At 50.3% G+C, this 20,794-nt stretch carries 15 protein-coding genes and 1 tRNA gene; 7 read left to right on the top strand and 9 right to left on the bottom strand.

Annotated features, from left to right (window positions below):
• Nucleotides 1-159: 159 nt before the first annotated feature.
• Nucleotides 160-1,242 (top strand): glycoside hydrolase family 5 protein, encoded by a 1,083-nt coding sequence (locus J3P35_RS09585; RefSeq protein ID WP_210464352.1) that lies wholly within the window; start codon nt 160-162, stop codon nt 1,240-1,242.
• A 437-nt stretch (nt 1,243-1,679) separates the two neighbouring features.
• Here the strand turns inward: J3P35_RS09585 and J3P35_RS09580 are convergent.
• A tRNA-Ile gene (locus tag J3P35_RS09580) sits at nt 1,680-1,753 on the bottom strand.
• A gap of 72 nt (nt 1,754-1,825) precedes the next feature.
• Here J3P35_RS09580 and J3P35_RS09575 point away from each other — a divergent pair.
• Both J3P35_RS09575 and J3P35_RS09570 read left to right on the top strand, forming a co-directional pair.
• Nucleotides 1,826-2,470 (top strand): HAD family hydrolase, encoded by a 645-nt coding sequence (locus tag J3P35_RS09575; protein ID WP_210464350.1) that lies wholly within the window; start codon nt 1,826-1,828, stop codon nt 2,468-2,470.
• On the top strand, nt 2,460-3,584 hold the full coding sequence (locus J3P35_RS09570) for a site-2 protease family protein (RefSeq protein WP_210464347.1): 1,125 nt from the start codon (nt 2,460-2,462) through the stop codon (nt 3,582-3,584). The genes J3P35_RS09575 and J3P35_RS09570 overlap by 11 nt, the downstream gene beginning before the upstream one ends.
• Before the next feature lie 473 nt (nt 3,585-4,057).
• On the opposite strand, the gene J3P35_RS09565 is transcribed toward J3P35_RS09570, so the two are convergent.
• From J3P35_RS09565 to J3P35_RS09550, 4 genes are read right to left on the bottom strand one after another with little or no spacing between them, the layout of a single operon-like run.
• Nucleotides 4,058-4,363: a rhodanese-like domain-containing protein gene (locus J3P35_RS09565; protein WP_210464345.1), complete on the bottom strand. Its 306-nt coding sequence runs from the start codon at nt 4,361-4,363 to the stop codon at nt 4,058-4,060.
• A complete protein-coding gene (locus J3P35_RS09560) occupies nt 4,360-6,195 on the bottom strand; it encodes a T9SS type A sorting domain-containing protein (protein WP_210464343.1) in 1,836 nt (611 codons plus the stop codon). The genes J3P35_RS09565 and J3P35_RS09560 overlap by 4 nt, the downstream gene beginning before the upstream one ends.
• 10 nt (nt 6,196-6,205) lie before the next feature.
• Complete coding sequence (locus J3P35_RS09555; protein ID WP_210464341.1) at nt 6,206-7,000, bottom strand: PASTA domain-containing protein; 795 nt, start codon at nt 6,998-7,000, stop codon at nt 6,206-6,208.
• Nucleotides 7,001-7,003: 3 nt separating this feature from the next.
• The gene (locus J3P35_RS09550; protein ID WP_210464339.1) at nt 7,004-9,703 is read right to left on the bottom strand and encodes a D-alanine--D-alanine ligase family protein; all 2,700 of its coding nucleotides are present in this window, start codon (nt 9,701-9,703) and stop codon (nt 7,004-7,006) included.
• 346 nt (nt 9,704-10,049) lie between these two features.
• On the opposite strand from J3P35_RS09550, the gene J3P35_RS09545 reads away from it, so the two are divergent.
• The 4 genes from J3P35_RS09545 (at nt 10,050) to J3P35_RS09530 (ending at nt 13,174) form a co-directional block, all read left to right on the top strand.
• Nucleotides 10,050-10,610 carry a suppressor of fused domain protein gene (locus tag J3P35_RS09545; RefSeq protein WP_210464337.1) on the top strand — a complete coding sequence of 187 codons (561 nt, stop codon included), beginning with the start codon at nt 10,050-10,052 and terminating at the stop codon, nt 10,608-10,610.
• 95 nt (nt 10,611-10,705) lie between these two features.
• Entirely contained in the window at nt 10,706-11,821 is a 1,116-nt protein-coding gene (locus tag J3P35_RS09540) for a WD40 repeat domain-containing protein (protein WP_210464335.1), read from the top strand.
• Between the two features lie 216 nt (nt 11,822-12,037).
• Nucleotides 12,038-12,628 (top strand): SMI1/KNR4 family protein, encoded by a 591-nt coding sequence (locus J3P35_RS09535; RefSeq protein WP_210464333.1) that lies wholly within the window; start codon nt 12,038-12,040, stop codon nt 12,626-12,628.
• A gap of 93 nt (nt 12,629-12,721) precedes the next feature.
• A complete protein-coding gene (locus tag J3P35_RS09530) occupies nt 12,722-13,174 on the top strand; it encodes a GNAT family N-acetyltransferase (RefSeq protein ID WP_210464331.1) in 453 nt (150 codons plus the stop codon).
• A gap of 97 nt (nt 13,175-13,271) precedes the next feature.
• Here J3P35_RS09530 and J3P35_RS09525 read toward each other — a convergent pair whose 3' ends face one another.
• The 4 genes from J3P35_RS09525 to J3P35_RS09510 form a co-directional block, all read right to left on the bottom strand.
• The gene (locus J3P35_RS09525) at nt 13,272-14,105 is read right to left on the bottom strand and encodes a class I SAM-dependent methyltransferase (protein WP_246850134.1); all 834 of its coding nucleotides are present in this window, start codon (nt 14,103-14,105) and stop codon (nt 13,272-13,274) included.
• Nucleotides 14,106-14,569: 464 nt separating this feature from the next.
• Complete coding sequence (locus tag J3P35_RS09520; protein WP_210464329.1) at nt 14,570-16,003, bottom strand: TolC family protein; 1,434 nt, start codon at nt 16,001-16,003, stop codon at nt 14,570-14,572.
• Nucleotides 15,993-19,199, bottom strand: coding sequence for an efflux RND transporter permease subunit (locus J3P35_RS09515; protein WP_210464327.1), 3,207 nt, complete (start codon nt 19,197-19,199; stop codon nt 15,993-15,995). The genes J3P35_RS09520 and J3P35_RS09515 overlap by 11 nt, the downstream gene beginning before the upstream one ends.
• Nucleotides 19,200-19,224: 25 nt before the next feature.
• A complete protein-coding gene (locus tag J3P35_RS09510; RefSeq protein WP_210464325.1) occupies nt 19,225-20,307 on the bottom strand; it encodes an efflux RND transporter periplasmic adaptor subunit in 1,083 nt (360 codons plus the stop codon).
• Nucleotides 20,308-20,794 lie beyond the last annotated feature (487 nt).

Genomic DNA, 20,794 nt, shown 5'->3' with positions numbered 1-20,794 from the left:
CGTTTGGGAACTGGTCTTGAATGATGCTTCGCAAGCTTCTCAGGGCCTGGCATCAGACCTCATCAAAATATCTTAGTAACCTTGCCGAAGGATACAATCACTTGCTTATATTTAAAGGTATAGTCAGCCAAAGGTTTGTATAATGCCTAATTGCCTCTGATGCTCGAAAACCTGAACCGTCGCCATTTTATCAAATTAGGGCTAAGTGCTACTGCCTTTGCGCTGGCGGGAGTGCCTTTCCCGTTAGCCGCCCGCGATAATCCCAACCCAAACCACTTGCCGCGCTGGCGAGGCTTTAACTTGCTTGAGAAGTTTAACGGTGACCATAACCAGCCTTACCGGGAAACCGACTTTCAGATGATGGCCGAATGGGGTTTTGATTTTGCCCGCCTACCTATGTCGTACCATTGCTGGTCCAAGCCCGATAATTGGTTGCAGATGGATGAGAAGGTGCTGAAGGAAATTGACCAGGCTGTTGCCATTGGCCGCAAGTACAAGATACACGTAAACCTGAACCTCCACCGCATTCCAGGCTACTGCGTGAATCCGCCGGAAGAGCCGCTTAACCTCTGGAAAGATGAGAAAGCCCTGGAGGCCGCCGCTTTCCACTGGCAAACGTTTGCCAGGCGCTACAAAGGCATCTCCAATAAAAGGCTGAGCTTCGATTTGATCAATGAGCCCTCCAAGGTAGAGGAACCCGATTACGTGCGCGTGGTAACGCGACTGGTTGAAGCCATCCGGGCGGAGGACCCGAAACGCCTTATTATTGCCGATGGCATGCATTACGGCACCAAGCCTGTTTTCGGCATCAAAGACCTGCAGGTGGGCCAGAGCACCCGCGGTTACGGGCCTTTCCAGCTTACCCACTACAAGGCATCTTGGGTATCCGGCTCCGATACATGGCCCCTGCCAACCTGGCCCTATAAACAAAGCGAAACGGATGTGTGGGACAAAGCACGCCTGCAACGCGAAATATTTGCACCCTGGAAGAAGTTATCAAATGAAAACGTAGGGGTTCATGTGGGCGAATGGGGGGCTTACAGACACACGCCCCACGATGTGTCCCTCGCCTGGATGAAAGACAATCTGGAGATCTGGAAAGAAAACGGGTGGGGTTGGTCACTATGGAATCTGCGCGGCGATTTCGGAGTGCTGGACAGCGGCCGGGCTGATGTTGCCTATGAAGACTATAAAGGGCATCAACTGGATAGAAAGATGTTGGCGCTACTCCAGGCTTACTAAAATAGAGAGCCACGAAAGCATTCCCCGAAACGCATCCTGAACATGTAGCTGTTTATTGCATTTCGCCACCCGAGAGCCACCTGCTCTTTTCTATCATATAGATGAACCGGAAGGATTCCAATTTGACATGGCACATGTTAAGCAAAAGAGGCTAACCCAATACAACCTTATAGGCTGTTAGATCAGCAGGCTTCGCAACAAGTTCTTTAATTGCTTCTGATGGAAGCCCCTTCTGTAGCACCCTGCACTTAATCAGATAGAAACGCAGGAAAATATAGTTTATGAGAATGGACTAGTATTTAAAATACCTCTGCCTAAGGTAATATACCAGCACTTGAAGTACTTAGATAAACCAATACATATTGAATGGTGTGCAAATTGTGTGCAAACAAAAAAGCCACCTACAAGTTTTACCTCGTAAGTGGCTGATTATGAAGTGGGCCCACTTGGAATCGAACCAAGCACCTACTGATTATGAGTCAGTTGCTCTAACCGAATGAGCTATAGGCCCGGCCAAATCTTTGATTTGGGAGTGCAATTCTACAAATTTGCGTTTAAATCGCAAAATATAGACTCAATAATCGTGGACTTTTCTTCAATCAAAAATATCATCTTTGACCTGGGCGGCGTGATCATCAACATTGACTATGCCAAAGGAACCGATGCCCTGAAAGCTTACGGCAGAACCGGCGCCAACGTAGATTTCAGCCAAAAGAAACAATCTGAATTGTTTGACCTCTATGAGCGCGGAGATATCTCCTCTGAGGAATTCAGGGAAGGGCTCCGGGCCGAGTACTTCATTGAGGCCTCTGATGCGCAGATAGACGAAGCCTGGAACAGCCTGCTCCTGGACATCCCGGCCGAGCGGATTGAACTGCTCCGCGAGCTGAAAAAGCGTTACAACCTGTACTTGCTCAGCAACACCAACGCCATCCACATGCTGGCCTTCAACAAGATTGTGGAAGACAACTTCGGGATCCCCAGCCTGGACAGCCTCTTTGATAAAACCTACTACTCGCACCTGGTGCGGATGCGGAAGCCCGGCGGAGAGGTTTTTGAGCACATTTTAGCAGAAAACGGTCTGAACCGCGAAGAGACCCTTTTCATTGATGACAGCATCCAGCACATTGAGGGCGCTAAACAAGTGGGCCTGCAAACGCTTCACCTGGCTCCTCCCCTTACCATCAACCAAGCCCTGAAAGAGGCCCTGCCCGCGCATGAAGCGTAACCTTTTCCTGCATGCGCTACTTTTTCTGATCACCCTCGCCACCACCACGTTTGCGGGGGCCGAATGGCGTTACGGGAGGTCTTTCTTTTACGGACTGGAGGGATTCATCTGGCCCCCGACGATCACCGTCCAGGAGGTGGCCGGCGGCCTGGTGTTTTCCCTGGCTTTCCTGGGGTTCCTCACGGCCCACGAGTTCGGGCACTATCTCACTGCCCGCTTCTACCGGGTACGCGTGACCCTGCCCTATTACATCCCCGTCTGGCTGGGCGTCACCTTCGGGATTGGAACCATGGGGGCTTTCATCAAGATCAAAGAGCGTATCTTCTCCCGGAAGGAGTTCTTTGACATCGGCATTGCGGGACCCTTGGCCGGCTTTGTGGTAGCCTTGGGTTTGCTGGGCTACGGGTTCACCCACCTGCCGTCAATGGAGTACCTGTACGCCATCCACCCAAATTACCGCGCTTGGGGAGAGAATTATCAAGCCTTTGCCTATCTCCAGCCTGATGACCTGGCCATTGGGAAAAACCTGCTGTTCTGGCTTTTTGAGGAACTGATAGCCGATCCGGCCTTGCTGCCCAGTCGCTACGAGATCATGCATTACCCCATCCTGTTCGCGGGGTTTCTCTCCCTGTTTTTTACCGCCCTTAACTTGCTGCCTATCGGCCAGCTGGACGGCGGCCACATTCTGTACGGAATGATGGGCTACGAACGCTTCAACCGGTTGTCTCCCATCCTCTTCACCATTTTCGTGTTTTACGCCGGCCTGGGGCTTTTACCGTTGCAGGTCAATCTGGAGGAGGACTGGTGGAAATGGGGAGGTTACGCGCTGTACCTGATTATTGTGTTCCAGCCGCTGTTCCCGGATTCTCGCCGGGGTCTGCTCGTAGCCGCCGGGGTGCTAAGCGGTCAGTTGGCCGTACAATCGATTTGGCCCCAAGTGCAGGGTTACAATGGTTGGCTCGTATTCGGGTTGGTGCTGTCCAGGGCCTTGGGCGTGTTCCACCCACCCAGCCCCAACGAGGAGCCATTGAGCAGGGGAAGGTTAATTCTGGGTTGGTTTGCCTTGGTAGTCTTTGTGCTCTGCTTCAGCCCGGCCCCGTTCATCATAGATTAAGATTCTTGTTTTAGGGCTGTTTTGAGGAAAGTAGGGCTAAAATGGAACCTTCCCCTACCCCTCCTAGGAGGGGAATCAATACGCTCAAGGTAGCATTGCCCCTTTAAACTGTTTGGTTGGTTTTACTGACTTTATCTTTTATAGAGGCAATCCCTTGTGGTTGCCCTTGCGCCTGCCACCGCAGCTAAGATTACCTGGATCTTTCTGGTGTGAGGCTGTGGGTGACATCATCTGCAAAACCCATTTGAGGCTTTGCCTCACTGATTTGCAAACTTCCGGCATGTTGGGTCCAAGTTGAAAACTTGAACCAGGTTTTTAGGTGAATGGACTAGCGCCAGGCTTTTCTAGCCAAGCTATTTAGCCACCAATCCTTAACCCAGTTATTACAGGCCACAAAGAGAGAACCCGTTTGGAGACTGTTTTCTGAAAAACAGACCCCAAACGGGTTCTCTCTTTTATAAAAGGTTAGTTGCTTAAGCTTCGTTGTAGGCCAGGATACCGCCTAACACGTTGCGCACGTTGGTGAAGCCTTGCTGTTGCATGAAGGCCTGGGCGGTGGCAGAGCGTTTGCCGGAGCGGCACTGCACCAGCACTTCCTGGTCTTTGTATTCTTCCAGTTCATGGAGTTGCTCTGGCAAAGACCCCAGGGGAATCAATTTGGCGCCGGGGATGCTTTGTTCCTCAAACTCCCAGGGCTCGCGCACGTCAATGAGGATAGGTGTTTCGTTGTTGGCCAGGCGTTGTTTCAGCTCGGCGGCGGTGATATCAGAAGTAATCATCTATGAAGTATTAGTTTAGCGGTTCTAAGTTGGTCACCTTTCCGGGCTTTTACAAGATAAATCCCCGAGGCCAACCCTGTAGGTAACGTCAACCGCTGGCTGGCTGTTCCTTTAGTCCAGGTTTGCAGCATCTGACCGGTGAGGGAATAAAGCTCAAAGCTATCAAAAGGCTGGCTCAGGTAAAATTCTCCCGTTGTGGTGGGATTTGGATAGAGAAGCGTTTCAACCGTCGCAAGCTCATCCCCGGCTGCGGTCAACGTACCGGTCATGACAGGCCTGATGAGCACAGCGCCGCCTAAGTTGGGCACCGTTCCCCAGGCCGTAGCACCGTTCATGGCAAACAGCTTTCCATCTGCATTATCGTTCAGGTCAAAGCCGATGTTCACAAACACGCCGCCCGAAGGCTGCCGATAACCCACATAAAACCGACCCTGCACTTCTACCTGCCGCTCTAGGGTAATATCCAACCAGTTGTTCAAGCCAGACGTGGCGGGCAGCACGAAGCGTTGCTCGTACACAGGCTGGGCTCCAGGTTGGCCGTTGTTGTCGTTCCAAATACGCAGGAACAGCTCGGTGCCAGGAGTGTTGGTGCCGGTAAAGTAAATCCTGACGGCCTTAATCCAGTCAGTTTTGTTCAGGTCAAACTGGTAAGCCAGCTGCACGGCCGTGCCTGAAGGATAGCTGAAACCGGTTTCTGCTGAACCATCGTCATAGGCGTAGTAGTCCTGGAGATCGGTCTGGCGCCGAAGGGTATCGTTGTAGCGGGTGTAGAAGTTAGGCTCTTTGGTGTTCAGGAACAGCAGAGTCTCCAGGGAATAGGATTGGCTCTGGCTCCCCAGGAAAGCGCTGGAAGGCGCGGCCGTGATAGGGGTTCTGGTCCCGGCGTTAATAGGCGCATTGCCGCGCAGGAAAGTATCTACCACGCCGGTGGTAAGGTTCCGCACCGAGGCCCGCCAACTGATGGCCGCGGGCACGTTGCTGAGGTTGCCCATCTCTGAACCCACCTGTGCCCGGGTCTCAGCGGCGGGGTTCTCCAGGAATTGCCAGATCGGCATGGCGGTATAGCGCTGCAGCAAGGAAGGCAATCGCTGAGTTAAGGCTACGTCAAAAGTCTGTAGTTGGTTCATGCGGCGGTTACGATCCAGGAACACATAATCCACTTGCCAGACATCCCTAAGGCCGCTTTGGCGCCCACTGCTTACCCACCGGAATTGAAACCCATTGTAGAGATATCGGCTCTCTTTCAGAGCCAGCATCACTGCGGCAAAATCTGTAGAGCGGCCGTTTCCTTTCTGGGTCCAGACCGGGTTCCAGGCGCCGTTAGCGTCTTTGAACTCCAACTGCAGGTAAAACAGGTTGGAACTGGAGAAATCAGGGGCATCGAGCAAGCCGCCGGACTGCCAATAAAAGCTGAGATAGATAGAGTCCTGGGGCTGCAAACCACCCAGGTGAAGGGGCTTGGAAGTAAGGGTATCGGTAGGACCGATGCTGGTGCTTACACCGTAGGGCTGACCATCGGCCTGCAGGCCGTCAAAGGTTGCCGCGAAGATAGAGGGAGGATTGGCCGCGTATCGGTTGGTCACGGAGACCCCGCCTCGGGAGATCCAAAGTGCAGGATCGGGAGCGCCTTCGCCCTTCGCGAAATCATCAAAAAAAGGAAGGGCCAGGGTATCACCGGAGGCCAGCGGTTGCGGGCCGGTAACGGGTTTTAGGGCCGTTTTCCCGAAATCTGCCCCTAAACGGGGAAGTGAGTTGAGCGGAGTCAGCACCTGTGCGCGGGCTGTCCATCCCCCTAAGATTAAAATCAGAAAGATGGTCAGTCCCTTGCGCATAGAGGTCTTTTTATTGGATTGGCGTTACCGGTTGCGGACCGGCCACCCAGATGTCTATAAACTGACCCGTCCGGATCATGGTTTTGACGCTGTCTGTGGTGGTGGGTCTTTGCTTCAATACGGTTCCGTTGGGCTCTCCGTTGGGCCCTTCCATGTAGATAACGGACCCGATCTGCAAACCTTGTCCGGTTACCAGCATGGTGGCCTCATCTACGGGCATTCCCACCAAAAGCGGCACTTCAAGTTCAGTGTTGCCCAGACCATTGCCCACTTCCAGGTCAATGCGTGAGCCTTTGGCTACCGGCTCACCGGGTTTGATCTCGCGGCCGTTCACAAACTGACGCAGGATGGAGTTCTCAGCCAGATCCGGCACGTATTTGATGTCGCCCAGGTTCAGGTCATAGCTTTTTAGGATCATTTCGGCGTTCTTCACCGATCCCTCAATCAGCTTGGGCATCTTGATGAGCGGCGGGTTCTTCATGTTGATGCTCACGTAGATTTTGCGGCCTTCCTTCACCTTCTCCCCTGCCTTAGGCTCCTGGGTGATCACGGTAAACGGTTGCTTGCCCTGCTCATAGGTAGAGTCGCTCACGTAGAAGCGCAGGTCTTTGTCGGCCAGGAAATCCTCCAGTTCTTCCACGCTCATGCCCGCCAAGTTGGGCACCGAGATAGTTTCGCCGTGGTTGGTGGTGCTGGGCAGGTAAACAAAGAAGAACAGGAACAATAGCAGCAACACAATGGCCGCCATGATGAACAGGTGCTTAAACAAATCGCCCAGCGTTTGGGCCTTCAGAAAACCACTCATGAATTAAGAAATAACTTTTTTGGTGCGCTCCATCCCAAACTGCAGGATGCGGTCAATGAAATCGTAAGGCTTGTAGCCGTTGATGGCGGTCTGGTGGAAGATACACGTGGCCGGCGTCATGCCCGGCAGCGAGTTCACCTCAATGATGATGGTCTCCACGCTGTCATCGGGGTGCACCCGCACGAAGGCATCTATCCGGGCGTAGCCCTCAATTCTAAGGATCTCGGCAACCCGCTTCAGATCCTGTTTCACCTGGTCTGAGATGCGCTGGCGCTCCTCAGGATCACGGGCGTAACGGGCCGGGGTGATGTTCTGCCCCTCGCCGGCCAGAAATTTCTCTTCCAAGCTCAAAACCTCTCCTTCGGCCAACGCTTCTGAAGCCTCAAATATTTCGTACTCGGTGCGCCCGTTGGGGCCGTAGCTCGTGAGCAGACCGCCGGTGATCTCCAGGAAGTGCTTCGCGCCCTCACGAGAGATGAGGTTCTCAATGAGGAAATAGCCTTTCAGGGGCACCTCTTCCTTAAAGCTCAGCTTCAGCACACGGGCCGGGGTCTCCGGGATATCAATGGAGTTCCGGAAAATCAGCTCGGCAAACGCCTCCAGCTCCTCGCGGGTCTTGATCTTCTTCACCGCCGAAGAACAGCCGTCATCGGCGGGTTTGGCGATGAACGGATAGCGGAAGCTTTGCTCAATTTGGGCGAAAAACGCCTCGGGGTTTTCCTGCCAGTCTTTCTTGAAGGCCAACATGTGATCAGCCACCGGTACGCCGTTCTGGCGCAGGATCTTGTTCGTCTCAAACTTGTTGATGGTCACCTGCGAAGACTGGATACCTGATCCGTTGTACGGGATATGGAATTTCTCCAGCTCGGTCTGCAGTTCACCGTCCTCGCCGGGTCTGCCGTGCAAAGCAATGAACACCGCGTCTACCAGCCCTTGCAGTTGCTCATAGGTCAGGCGCTGCGGCTTTTGCAAAGAGTTACCGGCGTACAGGCGCGTGATGCCCGAGGCCGCTTCCTTGATCTGGGCCAAAACCGGGTGCGTAGGCACACCCGCCTCTGAGGCCTCAATCTTCTCCCTGATATCATCGGCGTTGTCCTTCAACATGATGTTGATCGGAATTTGGTACAGCTGGTGCGAGTCCTGATCGCCGGTCAAAAAGATAGGAATAGGCTCGTACTTGGTGGACGAAGACAGTTTCTCATAGATGTTACGGCCGCTTTCCACCGAGATATGGCGCTCAGAGGAGTACCCCCCCATAATCACGCCCACCCGCAGTTTGTCGTGGCGGTGCGCGCGCTCATCGGCCATGGCCGTGTCTAATCTTTTCAATAAGCCGGTGAGGTACGCCGTGTTCTTTCCGCTTTTCACCCGCTCAGCCAGAGACGTCCGGATGATGTAGGTCAGGAATTGAGACGGGTTCAACCCGATCTCAGCGGCCTGGTGGAAGAAGAACGACGACGGCAACATGCCCGAGGTGGTGTTGGGGTCATTGAGGAAAATCTCGCCAGCCTCGGTGATGAAGCCATCCAGACGCGCATACACGTTGAAGCCCAGGCTGGTGTACAGGCGCTCGCACTGCAACCTGATTTCCTGGATCTGCTCCGTGGGCAAATCTATCGGCGTGATCTTGCGGCTGAGGCCCGGCAGATATTTAGAGCGGTAGTCAAAGACCTCGCCGCCTTTCCGGATCTCGGTGGGGGGTAAGGCAATAGGATGCCCGGCCTGGTCCTGCACCACTATGCACGAGAACTCGCGACCGTTGATGAAGGCTTCAATGAGTACCTGCGTCTCGCTCTCCACGTTGGTAAGGGTAAGCGTTTCGGGGCCGTTTTGGGTAAAAGTGGCCGAAAGCAGGCTCAGCAGTTCCTCGGGGGCGTACACCAGTTTTCCGTCCTGGGTCTGTACCGGCAAGCCGATGCCCTCGCGGATATCGGTCAAGGTTTTGATGAAGTTCAGTTGCTGCGCGGCGCTCTTGCTGCTCCACTCGCTCTTGCGGATGGTTAGGGTGAACAAACTGCGCGCGATGGCTTCTTCAAACAGTTGCAGGTTTTTCTCCTTGATGATAGACACCCCGATGGAAGAACCCTGGTGCGGGGCCTTCAAGACCAACGGCAAACCCAGATCAGCCACCAGGCTGTCCAGCAACGCAGCGCGGTCCTGGGTGGCGTGCCACTCCTGCAAGCTCAGAATGCGGTAATCTGGCGTGGCGAACCCGTGCTGCTGCAACAAGGCTTTCTGCGCGATCTTGTCAATACCAATGGCCGATGGCAGAATACCCGAGCCGGAATACGGAATGCCGTACCACTCCAGCAGGCCCTGGATGCTGCCGTCCTCGCCATATGGCCCGTGCAGGGTCAGGAACGCGAAGTCAAACAGCTCCTTGAACTGGTGCGGATGGATGCGCTTTCCTACGCGCGAGGCGATGTCATTCAGTTCTTCCTCGGTCAGTTGGCCCAAAGACTCCAGGTACATCTGCAGGCCGTGCTCGGTGTTGGGCAGCACGTCTACCGGTGGGTAGAAATCGCGGATGGTTCCTTTGTAGATGTAGTGCCAGTCCAGCAGAATGAAGTTCCCCAGGCTGTCGGCGAATACCGGAACGGCCTCAAACAGGGATTTATCTAAGTTATCGAAGACGGTGCGGCCACCGGCGAAAGAGATTTCGCGCTCCCGGGACGGTCCACCAAAGATGATTCCAATTTTCATTAAGGCAAAGATACTGGTTTTTGCTCTTTCGTTCCTAGTGCCAGCGCTTTCCATCTAACCTTAGCCTGCCGAAACGAAGAATAGCATTTGTCTATAACGAAGCAAGCCCCACCCGCTGTTCCGTTTTCAAGCCGATTTCAGGAAAACAGCCTTAATACAGAAATGCCTAGTGGGTATTAAGCCACAGCCAAAATTGATTACATTGCTTTTGCAAATAGCATTTGGTAGCCCTGTTTCAGTTATCCGTTTATATTGCTGTTAAACAGTATGTCTGACTGCAGATATAATGCTGATAAGCCGAATAACTCCGTTTAGCCAATAGTAAGCTCTAATGTTAGAATAAGAAATGGCAAATACCACGATAGAAAAATACCTTGAATATCTAGATTCTATATTTCAAGTGGAGCCAGAATTCTTTACTGAGGAGTCATTGGACGAAAACCTTCCTGGAGTAACGAGCATTGTATACCGGGACATACCTGAAAAAGGGATGATTACTGCATTGACTTACGGAGTTTCCCTCACAGAGCATAAGGATTGGAAATCTGGGCGACCTGAACTCTGTATCACGGTTGAATCAGATGACATATCTTGGGGCCAAGTAGTCGGATACATTGGGAACCACCTTCGGGGAAAATCAAGCTTTGCCTATGGACATACTATTAATTTCAAAGAGCAAATATCTGATGATTCGGGAATGGACGCGTTCCTGATTTTCGGGCCTTCAATACTTGGCAAGGAGGATTATCTTGGTATTGATGTAGGACAAGATTATAAAATTAATCTTGCTGGACTTTACCCGATTTACTCCTCAGAGATAGAAAAATTTAATAAAGTAGGTCTTGAAAAATTTTGGCATCACCCCAATTTTGACCTTTACAACGTGAACAGAAAAAGAATTGAATAAAAAACACAGGAGCTTACATTATGTAAACAACATACTTCGGCCAAAGGCCTCGCATGCTGTTTACACGAGACCCTTATGCAAAAGCTTAAAAAATAATGTGTAGAATATTAGCACTTCTAATAATGCTTTTTACCTGTTCTTATATTCATGGGCAGGACTTCAAAAAACATCAATTGAAAACTAGGCATACAGAAAAAATAATTTCAGTAGCAACAACTGATTCTCTTTTTGCTACTAGTAGTTATGACAGGTCAGTTATCGTTTGGGACTATAATGGAAAATTCATTTACAGTTACAAGTTAGCTGAAGGAAAAATTAATTCATTGTCATTTATTCCAAATTCCAATTCGCTTTTAGTTGGGGTTACAGAAATGAACAACAATGAAATATATCGACATGTAATAAAATGCTTAAACAGTTTAGGGAAAATAGAATATGAGCTTATCGATAGAAGGTTAACTCAAGATTATGCTAATATTTCTTTTGATAAAAATGTCACTGGCGCTCGTAATGCTATTGGTTCTGTTAAATCTACATTTCCTAAATTGAACATAAAGAAAGATTTGGAAGTACCTCAGGTAAGTAGGGAAATATCACACATTGAATTAGTACAGTCAATTTCAGTTACGCCTGACAAGAAGACCATCGCATCTATAGACAAGTTTAATATCCTCAAGACGTGGAATCAGAATCACGAAATTCAGAGTTCTTTTAAAATACTCAACAATAAGAAGGACACCAAAATCTACTTTTCTACCGATTCTACAATTTTCATTGAACCGAACCTTGTCCTCAATATCAGGGACAGCAGTACACATATAATCAAAGGATTCGAGAGATATTCCAGCATTCCTTTTAGGTCGGCAATCTATTTCCATTTCAATCATAATAATGACAGTAGACAGGAAAAGCTTTACAATTCTGCAACAACCCATTCAAAGGAACTTAGTTTAAATGGTTTTTACACATTAACTGGTACTCCCACAAATAATAAACTTGCACTGCTTGGAGTTGATGGACTTATTCGTGTAATAAATGAAAAGGGAGACCTCCTATCTACTTTCGGCAAAGACAGGAATGAGGTAATGACATTCCGAGGGGAAAAGATTAGATTGTTCAGTAAAATTAGTAGTATCGGTTTTTCGCCTAATGGGCAGTTCATTATTACAGGAGATGACAATGGGAAAGTAATTATTTGGAAAAATGAGTAAAGCCTATGCATGACATGGTTTATAGAACATGGATGGAATACAGTGAGCATTTGTAGTTTTTTAAATACGTTTTGCCACATAGGACAGGATACTTCTTTGAAACCTATCCACAATTCATACACGAGACCGTTAGTAGTAACTTATAAATAATGGATATTTCCTTAGATTTTTTTTTGGCAAGAACCTTCTTTTGAAATGATTAAGCTGCCAACCTCTTTGGAAAATATTGAAACCTTCATGGCTATAAAGGTTGAGAGTGGGAAGTATTGGTCTGAAACTGACATCAATCCTGGCGTATACGGCTACCAAGTCCAGAAAGGGACAAAGTGGAAGGAAGGATTAACAGAGGAACAGATAAAAGATTTTGAGAAGGAAATGGGGTTAACGTTTCCTCTCCCGTTAATTAACTTCTACCTCACTATGAATGGGTTGGACAAACCTGGAATTAATGTCTCGGGTAGCAACAAAGGTGAACCTAAATATCAGCCAATTTACTATTCCTACCCAGAGAACTTACCTCAAATCAAAGAGATGATTGCGTGGATTTATGAAGAGAACCACATTGAACAAGAAACAATGCTCCAAGCAGGAATCTCAAGAATATTTCCAATCAGCGGGCATAGATTCATGCTAGTGGACGAACCGACTTGTCCTATTTTGTCTATGTACGGAACCGATATTATTTACTTGTCTGAGAATATTGTTAACATGCTTGTGAACGAGATATTCGATAATGTTGAGAATATTTCAGAGTTTGAGAATCCTCCTACTAATGCTCCTAAAATAAAGTATTGGCTAAAAGTATAAAGAAAGCAGCTGCTATCAATGTGTAAACGTCAGCACCGGCAGACGGCCACGCCGTCGTTTATATGAGACCGTGTGCATAAGTTTTAAAGAAACGTGAAAATAAGAACCTATAAAACAGCAGACAAAGCTTCGGTGATTAACCTTCTACAGTTGAACACACCTGAGTTTTTCCACCCTACAGAGCAGAAGGATTTGGAGCATTACCTGGACCATGAAGTGGAGGATTACTTTGTGGTGGAAGAAGATGCTGAGATCATTGGAGCAGGTGGCATCAACTATTTCCCCGAGGAAAGAACTGCGCGTATCTCTTGGGACATCATTAAGCCTGATCTGCATGGGAAAGGCATTGGCAAAAAGCTAACCGAACACAGGATCAACCACCTTAAAAATAATAAATTGATTGAGTTGATAGTGGTAAGAACCACCCAATTGGTTTACAGGTTTTATGAAAAGATGGGATTCACCCTAACCAAGGTGGAAAAGGATTTCTGGGCCCCAAATTTTGACTTGTACCAGATGGAGCTAAAGAATAAAGCAACCATGTAAACGGCAGCTATGGCCAACGAACTTGCCGCCGTTTACATGGTTGCTTTGGGTAATTTTCTTTAAAACGGCTTGAAAACAGGTCGAACAGCCTGTTAACTTAGCATTGCACCGTAACCCTTAAGTAAGTAGCCGGAATAGAGGTACTGTTCTCAGAGGTGCTTTTGTTCTGGCTTTTGAACAGTTCTTCTAAATCACGCTGCAGGTCCTGGGCTTTTCCATTCTTTTGTGCGGCTTCAAAGGCATTCATGGTGGGGCCGTAGTAATCCCTGAATTTCCCCAGGAACTCTGAGGGCGGATATGGGGCTGCAAAAGTAAAAGTGTCCCTGGTAAAAGAGATGTTTTCCTTTGGTATGCCTGCTTTCCCGAAACGTTCAATGACCTGATCTTCCTGGCCCCACAGCATGGGACTTACAAATCCTTCGGGCGGAGGCGGGGTGTAGGCAGAACTGATTCTCAGAATTTGCGCTACCAACGTAGGGTCGCCAGGAATCCAGTTTCCCATGACAATCCTCCCTCCTGGCTTGGTAACCCTGACCATCTCCCGCGCTACGTCATATGGCCGGGGAGCGAACATCGCCCCGAAAATGCTGACCACTAGGTCAAAGGTGTGGTCCTGCAGGTCATGCAAATCAGTTGCATCTCCCTCCTGAAAAGTACAGTTGGTGAGTCCCTCGGCTTTTGCCCGTTTGTTCCCGGCGGCTACCAGGTTACGGGCAATGTCAACGCCTAATACGTTAGCGCCTAACCTTGCTTCTGGCAAAGCTGTGGTTCCATCTCCGCAGCCAAGGTCCAGCACGCGCATGCCTTTTTTAATGCCCAGTTTGTCTACCAAAGCCGCCCCGCTTTCGCGCATGGTTTCGGCTAGTTGGGTGAAATCGCCTTTTTCCCATAAGGCTTTGTTGGGGTTGATTTGTTCTGTGGTTTGAAACATGTGACTAGTTTTTAAATACTAAAAAGCAGGATTTAGCAAACTTTTCACGTGATCAGGTATTGGAGGTAAATACCTTGGGGAGGCTTAGGATAAGGCCGGTAATTCCTTTGTCGGATCAGGAAATCCGGGTTTTGCTTTATTTACCAAAAACAGCCCAGAATCAGAATAGCTAATTTTAGGTGGTAAACCAACTGCCGCTTTAGGTACAATCATGGCTATTAAGGCCTTAGCCCAGTATTAAGGTAATAGGAATCAGCTTGTTTTGCAAACCCTTTCCTGCCTTGATGCCTTAACCAAACCTAAGCCGTAATTCTAACAAGCCCCTTAATCCTCATTTGATTTGGACAAACTATTTCCTGAGTCAGATGAAAAAATAAAAAGGAAGCCCCTTTCACTACCTTGTGAAAGGGGCTTCCTTTTTTCAAAACTGGCCTCAAAACAAATCTGGTCTTTTGTGTACTTCCTTATTGAGCCCAACCGCCGCCCAACGCCCTGTACACATTTACCATGGCATTCATTTGGTGCATTTTGGTTTCAACCAGGTCAAACCTAGACTCCAGGGCATCGCGCTGGGTCAGGAGCACTTCCATGTAATCTGCCCGGGCAGAATTGAACAGGGTGTTTGAGATATCAATGGATTGGGTAAGCGCCTCCACTTCCCTGGACTTCAAGTTATAGCTTTTCTCCAGGTTGCTGATCTTGGCAAGCTGGTTCGCTACTTCCACGTAAGCGTTCAGGATAGTGCGCTCGTAGTTGTAAACCGCCTGGATTTGCCGGGCATTGGCGCTGGCGTAAACGGCCTTAATGCCATTTCTATTCACCAACGGCGCGGCAACATCGCCGGCCAGGGACAACAGCATGGACTCAGGTTTCAGCAGAAAGGTTGGATTAAAGGCCTGTAAACCTACCCCTGCCGAGATTCCAACGGATGGATAAAACCTGGCTCTGGCTACCTGTACATCCAGTTTAGCCGCCGCCAAATCCAGTTCGGCTTGCCTGATGTCTGGCCGGTTGGCAAGTAGCTGCGCCGGAACTCCGGCATTCACAACCTTAGGCGTTAAGCTGGCAAAATCCTGGGTATTCCGTTGCACCGGCTGCGGGAACCGGCCTACCAGGAAATTGATGCGGTTCTCGGTCTCGGTGATCTTCTGCTGAATCTCGTATTGCAGACTTTGTGTGTTCAATACCTGAGCCTGGAACCTTCGCACCGGCAACTCGGTCACCCGGGCGGCTTCTTTCTGCAGTTTCACAATTCTGAGGGCGTTGCTCTGGATCTCTATGTTCTGCTTCACAATGGCCAGTTGGTTGTCCAGGGCCAGCAGCTCATAATAGGAGTTCGCGATCTCAGAAATGAGGTTCGTCTGCATGAAGTTCCGTCCTTCTACCGAGGAGAGGTACCGGTTTACGGCTGCTTTCTTGGCGTTGCGCAGTTTATGCCAAACATCTACCTCCCAGGTTGCAAAGGCGCCCACCAGGTAATCCTGCAACGGCTCCGGCATCTCTCTTCCGGGCTCAATGTCGGTGGTGGCTTCCAGCGCCCCGATGTTGGTGAACCGGGCCACTTTGTCTACGCCTGCTCCAGCCCGCAAGCCCACCGAGGGCAGGTACTCCCCTTTTCTGGCTCTTACCTCATTTCTGGTAATCTCAATTTCCTGCAAGGTGATGTTCAGCTCCTGGTTGTTGTGCAGAGCAGTGTCAATGAGCGAGGCCAGGTTAGGATCGGTGAAGAAGTCCTTCCACTTGGCTTGGGCGGTGTTGGTAGTATCCTGCGAGTTGTTGAAACTCGCAGGTACTGTTCTGTTTTCTGATTTCTGCACCAGCGTGGGTACGCTGCAGGCGGTATAGGTAAGGGCTACCAACGTGATCCCAAACCAATTCCTTATTCTTTTAGTGAGCATTGATTTCGGTTTCTAAAGGTTGGGGAAAACTGTCAATGGCATGCACGTAGTCTTCCGTTAAAGGACTTTCTTCTTCGTCTTTGATCAGGTGACGACCATCGGCCATTTTGGCGAAGATGTAGTACAAGCCCGGCACGATAATCACCCCGAAAATGGTACCGAACAGCATCCCGCCCATGGCAGAAGCCCCAATGGTCCGGTTCCCGATGGCCCCGGCGCCGGTTGCAATTACCAACGGAATCAAACCGGCTATGAAAGCGAACGAAGTCATCAAAATAGGCCGGAAACGCACTTTGGCGCCTTCAATGGCGGCCTCCAGAATTGAGTAACCCTGCTGTCGCTTGAGCACGGCAAACTCCACAATCAACACCGCGTTTTTACCCAAAAGCCCCACCAGCATGATAAGCCCGATCTGCGCGTAGATGTTGTTTTCCAGCCCCATCATCTGCAGCACCATGAACGACCCGAACACCCCTACCGGCAGCGAGAACACCACCGCCAACGGAATGATAAAGCTCTCGTACTGCGCAGCCAACACGAAGTAAACGAAGGCCACCACAATCGCGAAGACGTAGATAGACTCGTTTCCCCGGATAGACTCATCGTAAGACAGACCTTCCCAGGCAATATCATAGCCCTTAGGCAGAGACTTAGCGGCTACCTCCTGGATGGCGCGGATGGCATCGGCGGTGGTATAGCCCTTGGCCGGTTGTCCTTGGATGGAGGCCGAGTTGTACATGTTGAAACGGGTGATCTCATTGGGTCCCTGCGACTTTTTCAGCTTCATGAACGCCGAGTAAGGCACCATTTCCCCCGCCTCGTTCTTCACATACAGATTCAACAGGTCAGACGGAAGTCTTCTGAATTTGGGGTCTGACTGCACGTACACTTTGAAGAACTGGTTGAACTTGGTGAAGCCCTGCTCATAAGTAGAACCAATCAAGATGTTGAGGTTATCCATGGCTCGGCCAATAGACACACCCTTTTGCATGGCCTTGTTGTTGTCAATCTCCAGTTCGTACTGCGGATAATTGGCCGCGAAGAAGGTGAACAGACCCGAAAGCTCAGGTCGCTTGCGTAGGTTGTCCATGAACTCCTGGTTGATCTTATCGAACTCGTGGTAATCGGTATCCGATTTTTTGTCCAGCAAACGCATGGAGAAACCGCCGGAAGAACCGAAGCCCGGGATTGCGGGTGGCTCAAAGAACTCAATCACCGCGCCCAGTCCTTTGGATTTCTCCTCCAGCTCTTCCATGATCTCTTTCACGGTGTGCTTGCGGTCTGACCAGTCTTTCAGGTTGATCAAACAGGTACCCGCGTTAGAACCGCGTCCTTCGGTCATGATCTCGTAACCGGCCAAAGAAGACACCGATTCTACCCCGTCAATCTCCTCGCAGACTTTCTGCAGCTTCTGAGAGACCTGGTTTGTTTTCTCCAGTGTGGAACCCGGAGGCGTCTGGATGATGGCGTAAATGGTGCTTTGGTCTTCGTTCGGGATGAAACCCGATGGCACCATCTGGTTCTCGATGAAGATACCGGCGCAGAAGGCCAGCAACACCCCAAACGTAAGCCATCTTCTGCTCACGATGGACTTCAATAAGCCCACGTATTTTCCGGTCATTTTATCAAAACCACGGTTAAAACTGTCCAGGGCTCTGGTAAAGACATTGCTCTTTTTGGCGTGCCCGTGGTGGTTTTTCAATAGCATGGCGCACAGCACCGGCGTAAGCGTGAGCGCAATCAGCGCCGAGATTACAATAGAGCTGGCCATGGTGATGGAGAACTGCCGGTAGAACGTACCCACCGGACCGGTCATAAAGGAGATAGGCAGGAACACAGACACCATTACCGCCGTGATGGCGATGATCGCACCGCTAATTTCGCCCAGCACTTTCTTCACCGCACTAAACGGCGATAGATGCGGCTCTTCCTCCATCTTGGCGTGGACGGCTTCCACTACCACAATGGCGTCATCCACCACAATACCAATGGCCAATACCAAGGCAAAGAGCGTCACCAGGTTAATGGATAGCCCGAAGAACTGAATCACGAAGAACGCTCCAATTAAGGATACTGGCACCGCAAGGATAGGAATCAAAGTAGAACGCCAATCGCCCAGGAAGATGAACACTACAATGGCTACCAGAATGAAAGCGTCACGCAGGGTATGCACCACCTGTTCAATTGAGGCATCCAGGAACTTGGAAACGTCATAGCTGATTTTGTAATCCATTCCCGGAGGGAAGTAGGGTTTCATTTCCTCCAGCTGGGCTTTCACATCGGCAATCACATTGCTGGCGTTGCTGCCGTAGTTCTGCTTCAAGACAATCGCCGCGGATGGGTGACCGTCCAGGTTGGAGTATATATCGAAGAATTCACTGCCCAGCTCTACTTTGGCAATATCCCTCAGGAGGATGCTTTCGCCCTGGGAGTTGGCCCGGATGATGACGTTTTCATACTCCTCTGGTTTGTTGTACCGGCCTTTGTAGGTGAGCACATATTCCAGTGACTGTGCGGCAATACCGGAGCTTTGCCCAATGCGGCCCGGACGGCCGATGATGCTTTGCTCACCCAGGGCTTTCATCACTTCCTCCACGGAGATGTTGTAGGCCCGCATCCGGTCTGGGTTCAGCCAAACACGCATGGCATAGCGGCGGCTACCCAGGATCTGGGCCCTGGCTACCCCTTTGATCCGCTGGATCTCGGGGATCATCTTCACGGTGGCGTAGTTGAACAGGAACTTCTCGTCCATGCTCTCATTCTTGGAGTAGAGGTTGACGTACATCAACATACTGGGCTGCACCGGGGTAATTACCACCCCTTCGCGCTGTACCAATTCCGGGAGGAGCGGCATCACCTGATCTACCCTGGTTTTCACCCGCACCACCGCATCATTGGGGTCGGTGCCGGGCTCGAAGATAATCCTAAGGGTAGCCTCACCGGCACTGGTGGCATCCGTAGCGATGTAGCGCATGCCTTCCACCCCGTTTATGGCCTGTTCCAGAGAAATCAGGGTGGATTTGACCAGCACATCGGCACTGGAGCCGGGGTAAGCGATAAAGATATTGACGGTGGTGGGTGCAATGTCCGGGAACTGGGAAATAGGCAGTTTCCGGATGGCCAAGCCACCCACAAAAACGATCATGACCGATATTACGATAGCGAATACGGGTCTGCGTATGAACTTGCTAAACATGTCTTCTGGTTTTTAGGATACCCGCTTACTCAGCATACAAATTCAGCTGAGATAGGACAGTTTTAGGCTCCACGTATTTTGAGTGTATTTTTTCGTTTTCGCGCACTAAACGCAAACCTTCCAGCAGGATCTTGTCATTGGCTGACAAACCTTTCTGCACCACATAGATGTGCGGCAACTCGGCGGCAACGGTGATTTCGCGTGAGCGCAGCACGTTGTTTTTGTCCAGCACATAGACGTACTTCTTGTCCAGGACCTCAAAGGTGGCTTTCTGCGGAATGAGCAGGGCGTTCTTCATGGGCACTTCCATGAGGATGTTGCCGGTCTCGCCGTGGCGCAGCAGGCCTTTAGGGTTAGGGAAGGTGGCCCGGAACGCAATGTTCCCGGTCTCGTTGTTGAAGTCAGCCTCTATGGTTTGCACCACACCGGCGTAGTCAAACACCTGGCGGTTGGCCATTTCAAGCTTAACCTGGGTCTGGTTCTCACTGTGCTGGCTCGTTTTATAATCCAGGTATTCGGCCTCGGGCACGTTGAAGTACACCCACATCTGGCTGTTGTCTGAAAGGGTGGTCAGCAGATCGCCCTCGTCTACCAGACTACCCAACCGTACTTGAAAGTGGTCCATGATGCCGTCAAACGGGGCTCTGATCTGGGTGAATCCCAGATGCACCTGGGCCAGGCTCACCTCGGCTTTGGCCTTGTTCAGTTTGGCCTTCGCCATGGCCAATTCACCGGGTGCCACCACGTTGTTGGAGGCCAGCTTTTTGGTGTTCTGGTACTCAATCTCCGCGAAACTGGCTTCGGCCTGGGCTTTCTGCAACTCGGCCTGGTACATCACCGGCATGATCTGGAACATGAGCTGTCCCTTTTTCACGTGCTGTCCTTCGTCCACAAAGATTTTCTGCAGGTAGCCTTTTTCCAAGGCCCTAACTTCAATGTGGCTGATGGAGCGGATTTGGCTCACGTATTCCTTGGTAATCAAGGTGTCTTTTGCCAGAGGACTGGTGACTAAAAAGCTAGTCTCCTCTTCTTTCTCTACTTTCTCTGACTGGCAGCCCGTCTGCCACAATAAGGCACACAAGCCCACGAGCATGAAAATTCTCTTCATACTGTTTTGGAATTATTGTAAAAGGGTTGGTTGATGATTTCTCCTAAGAAGTGTATCGCAGATACACCCGTGCCTGCCCGCAGCAACCCGCGGGTAAGGCACTTATCAGAAAGGATTTTTCAGGAATAACACAGGCAATGGATATCGCCCGTCTGGGTGTTTGCGCGTTTGCTGCAGGAGCAGAATACGCAGTCCATAAACTTTTTAAAATGTGTACTTACACTTGTGCCGCCAGGAAGCATCCTGCTAGCTGGTGAATGGCAACTAAGGAAGTGAGCGGTAATGGGTAATTACCTCAGAGAATTGGAAATCAAATCCGGAAAACCCGGAACAGGAGATACCACCTGTGACAGGAAAAGAATGCAATCTGCTTACAAGTGTGTAAGATTTGTTGCAGGTATCTTAAAAGGAAGGCTAAGGCGCCGGCGTAAACTGCAGCAAGAAAGTAGCTGCTACCAAGATTCTGTTGGGGAGAAACAAGTTTGTC

It is taken from the genome of Rufibacter roseolus, from assembly GCF_017916365.1.
Lineage (GTDB): Bacteria > Bacteroidota > Bacteroidia > Cytophagales > Hymenobacteraceae > Nibribacter > Nibribacter roseolus.
This window is presented reverse-complemented; position numbering and strand designations above follow the sequence as displayed.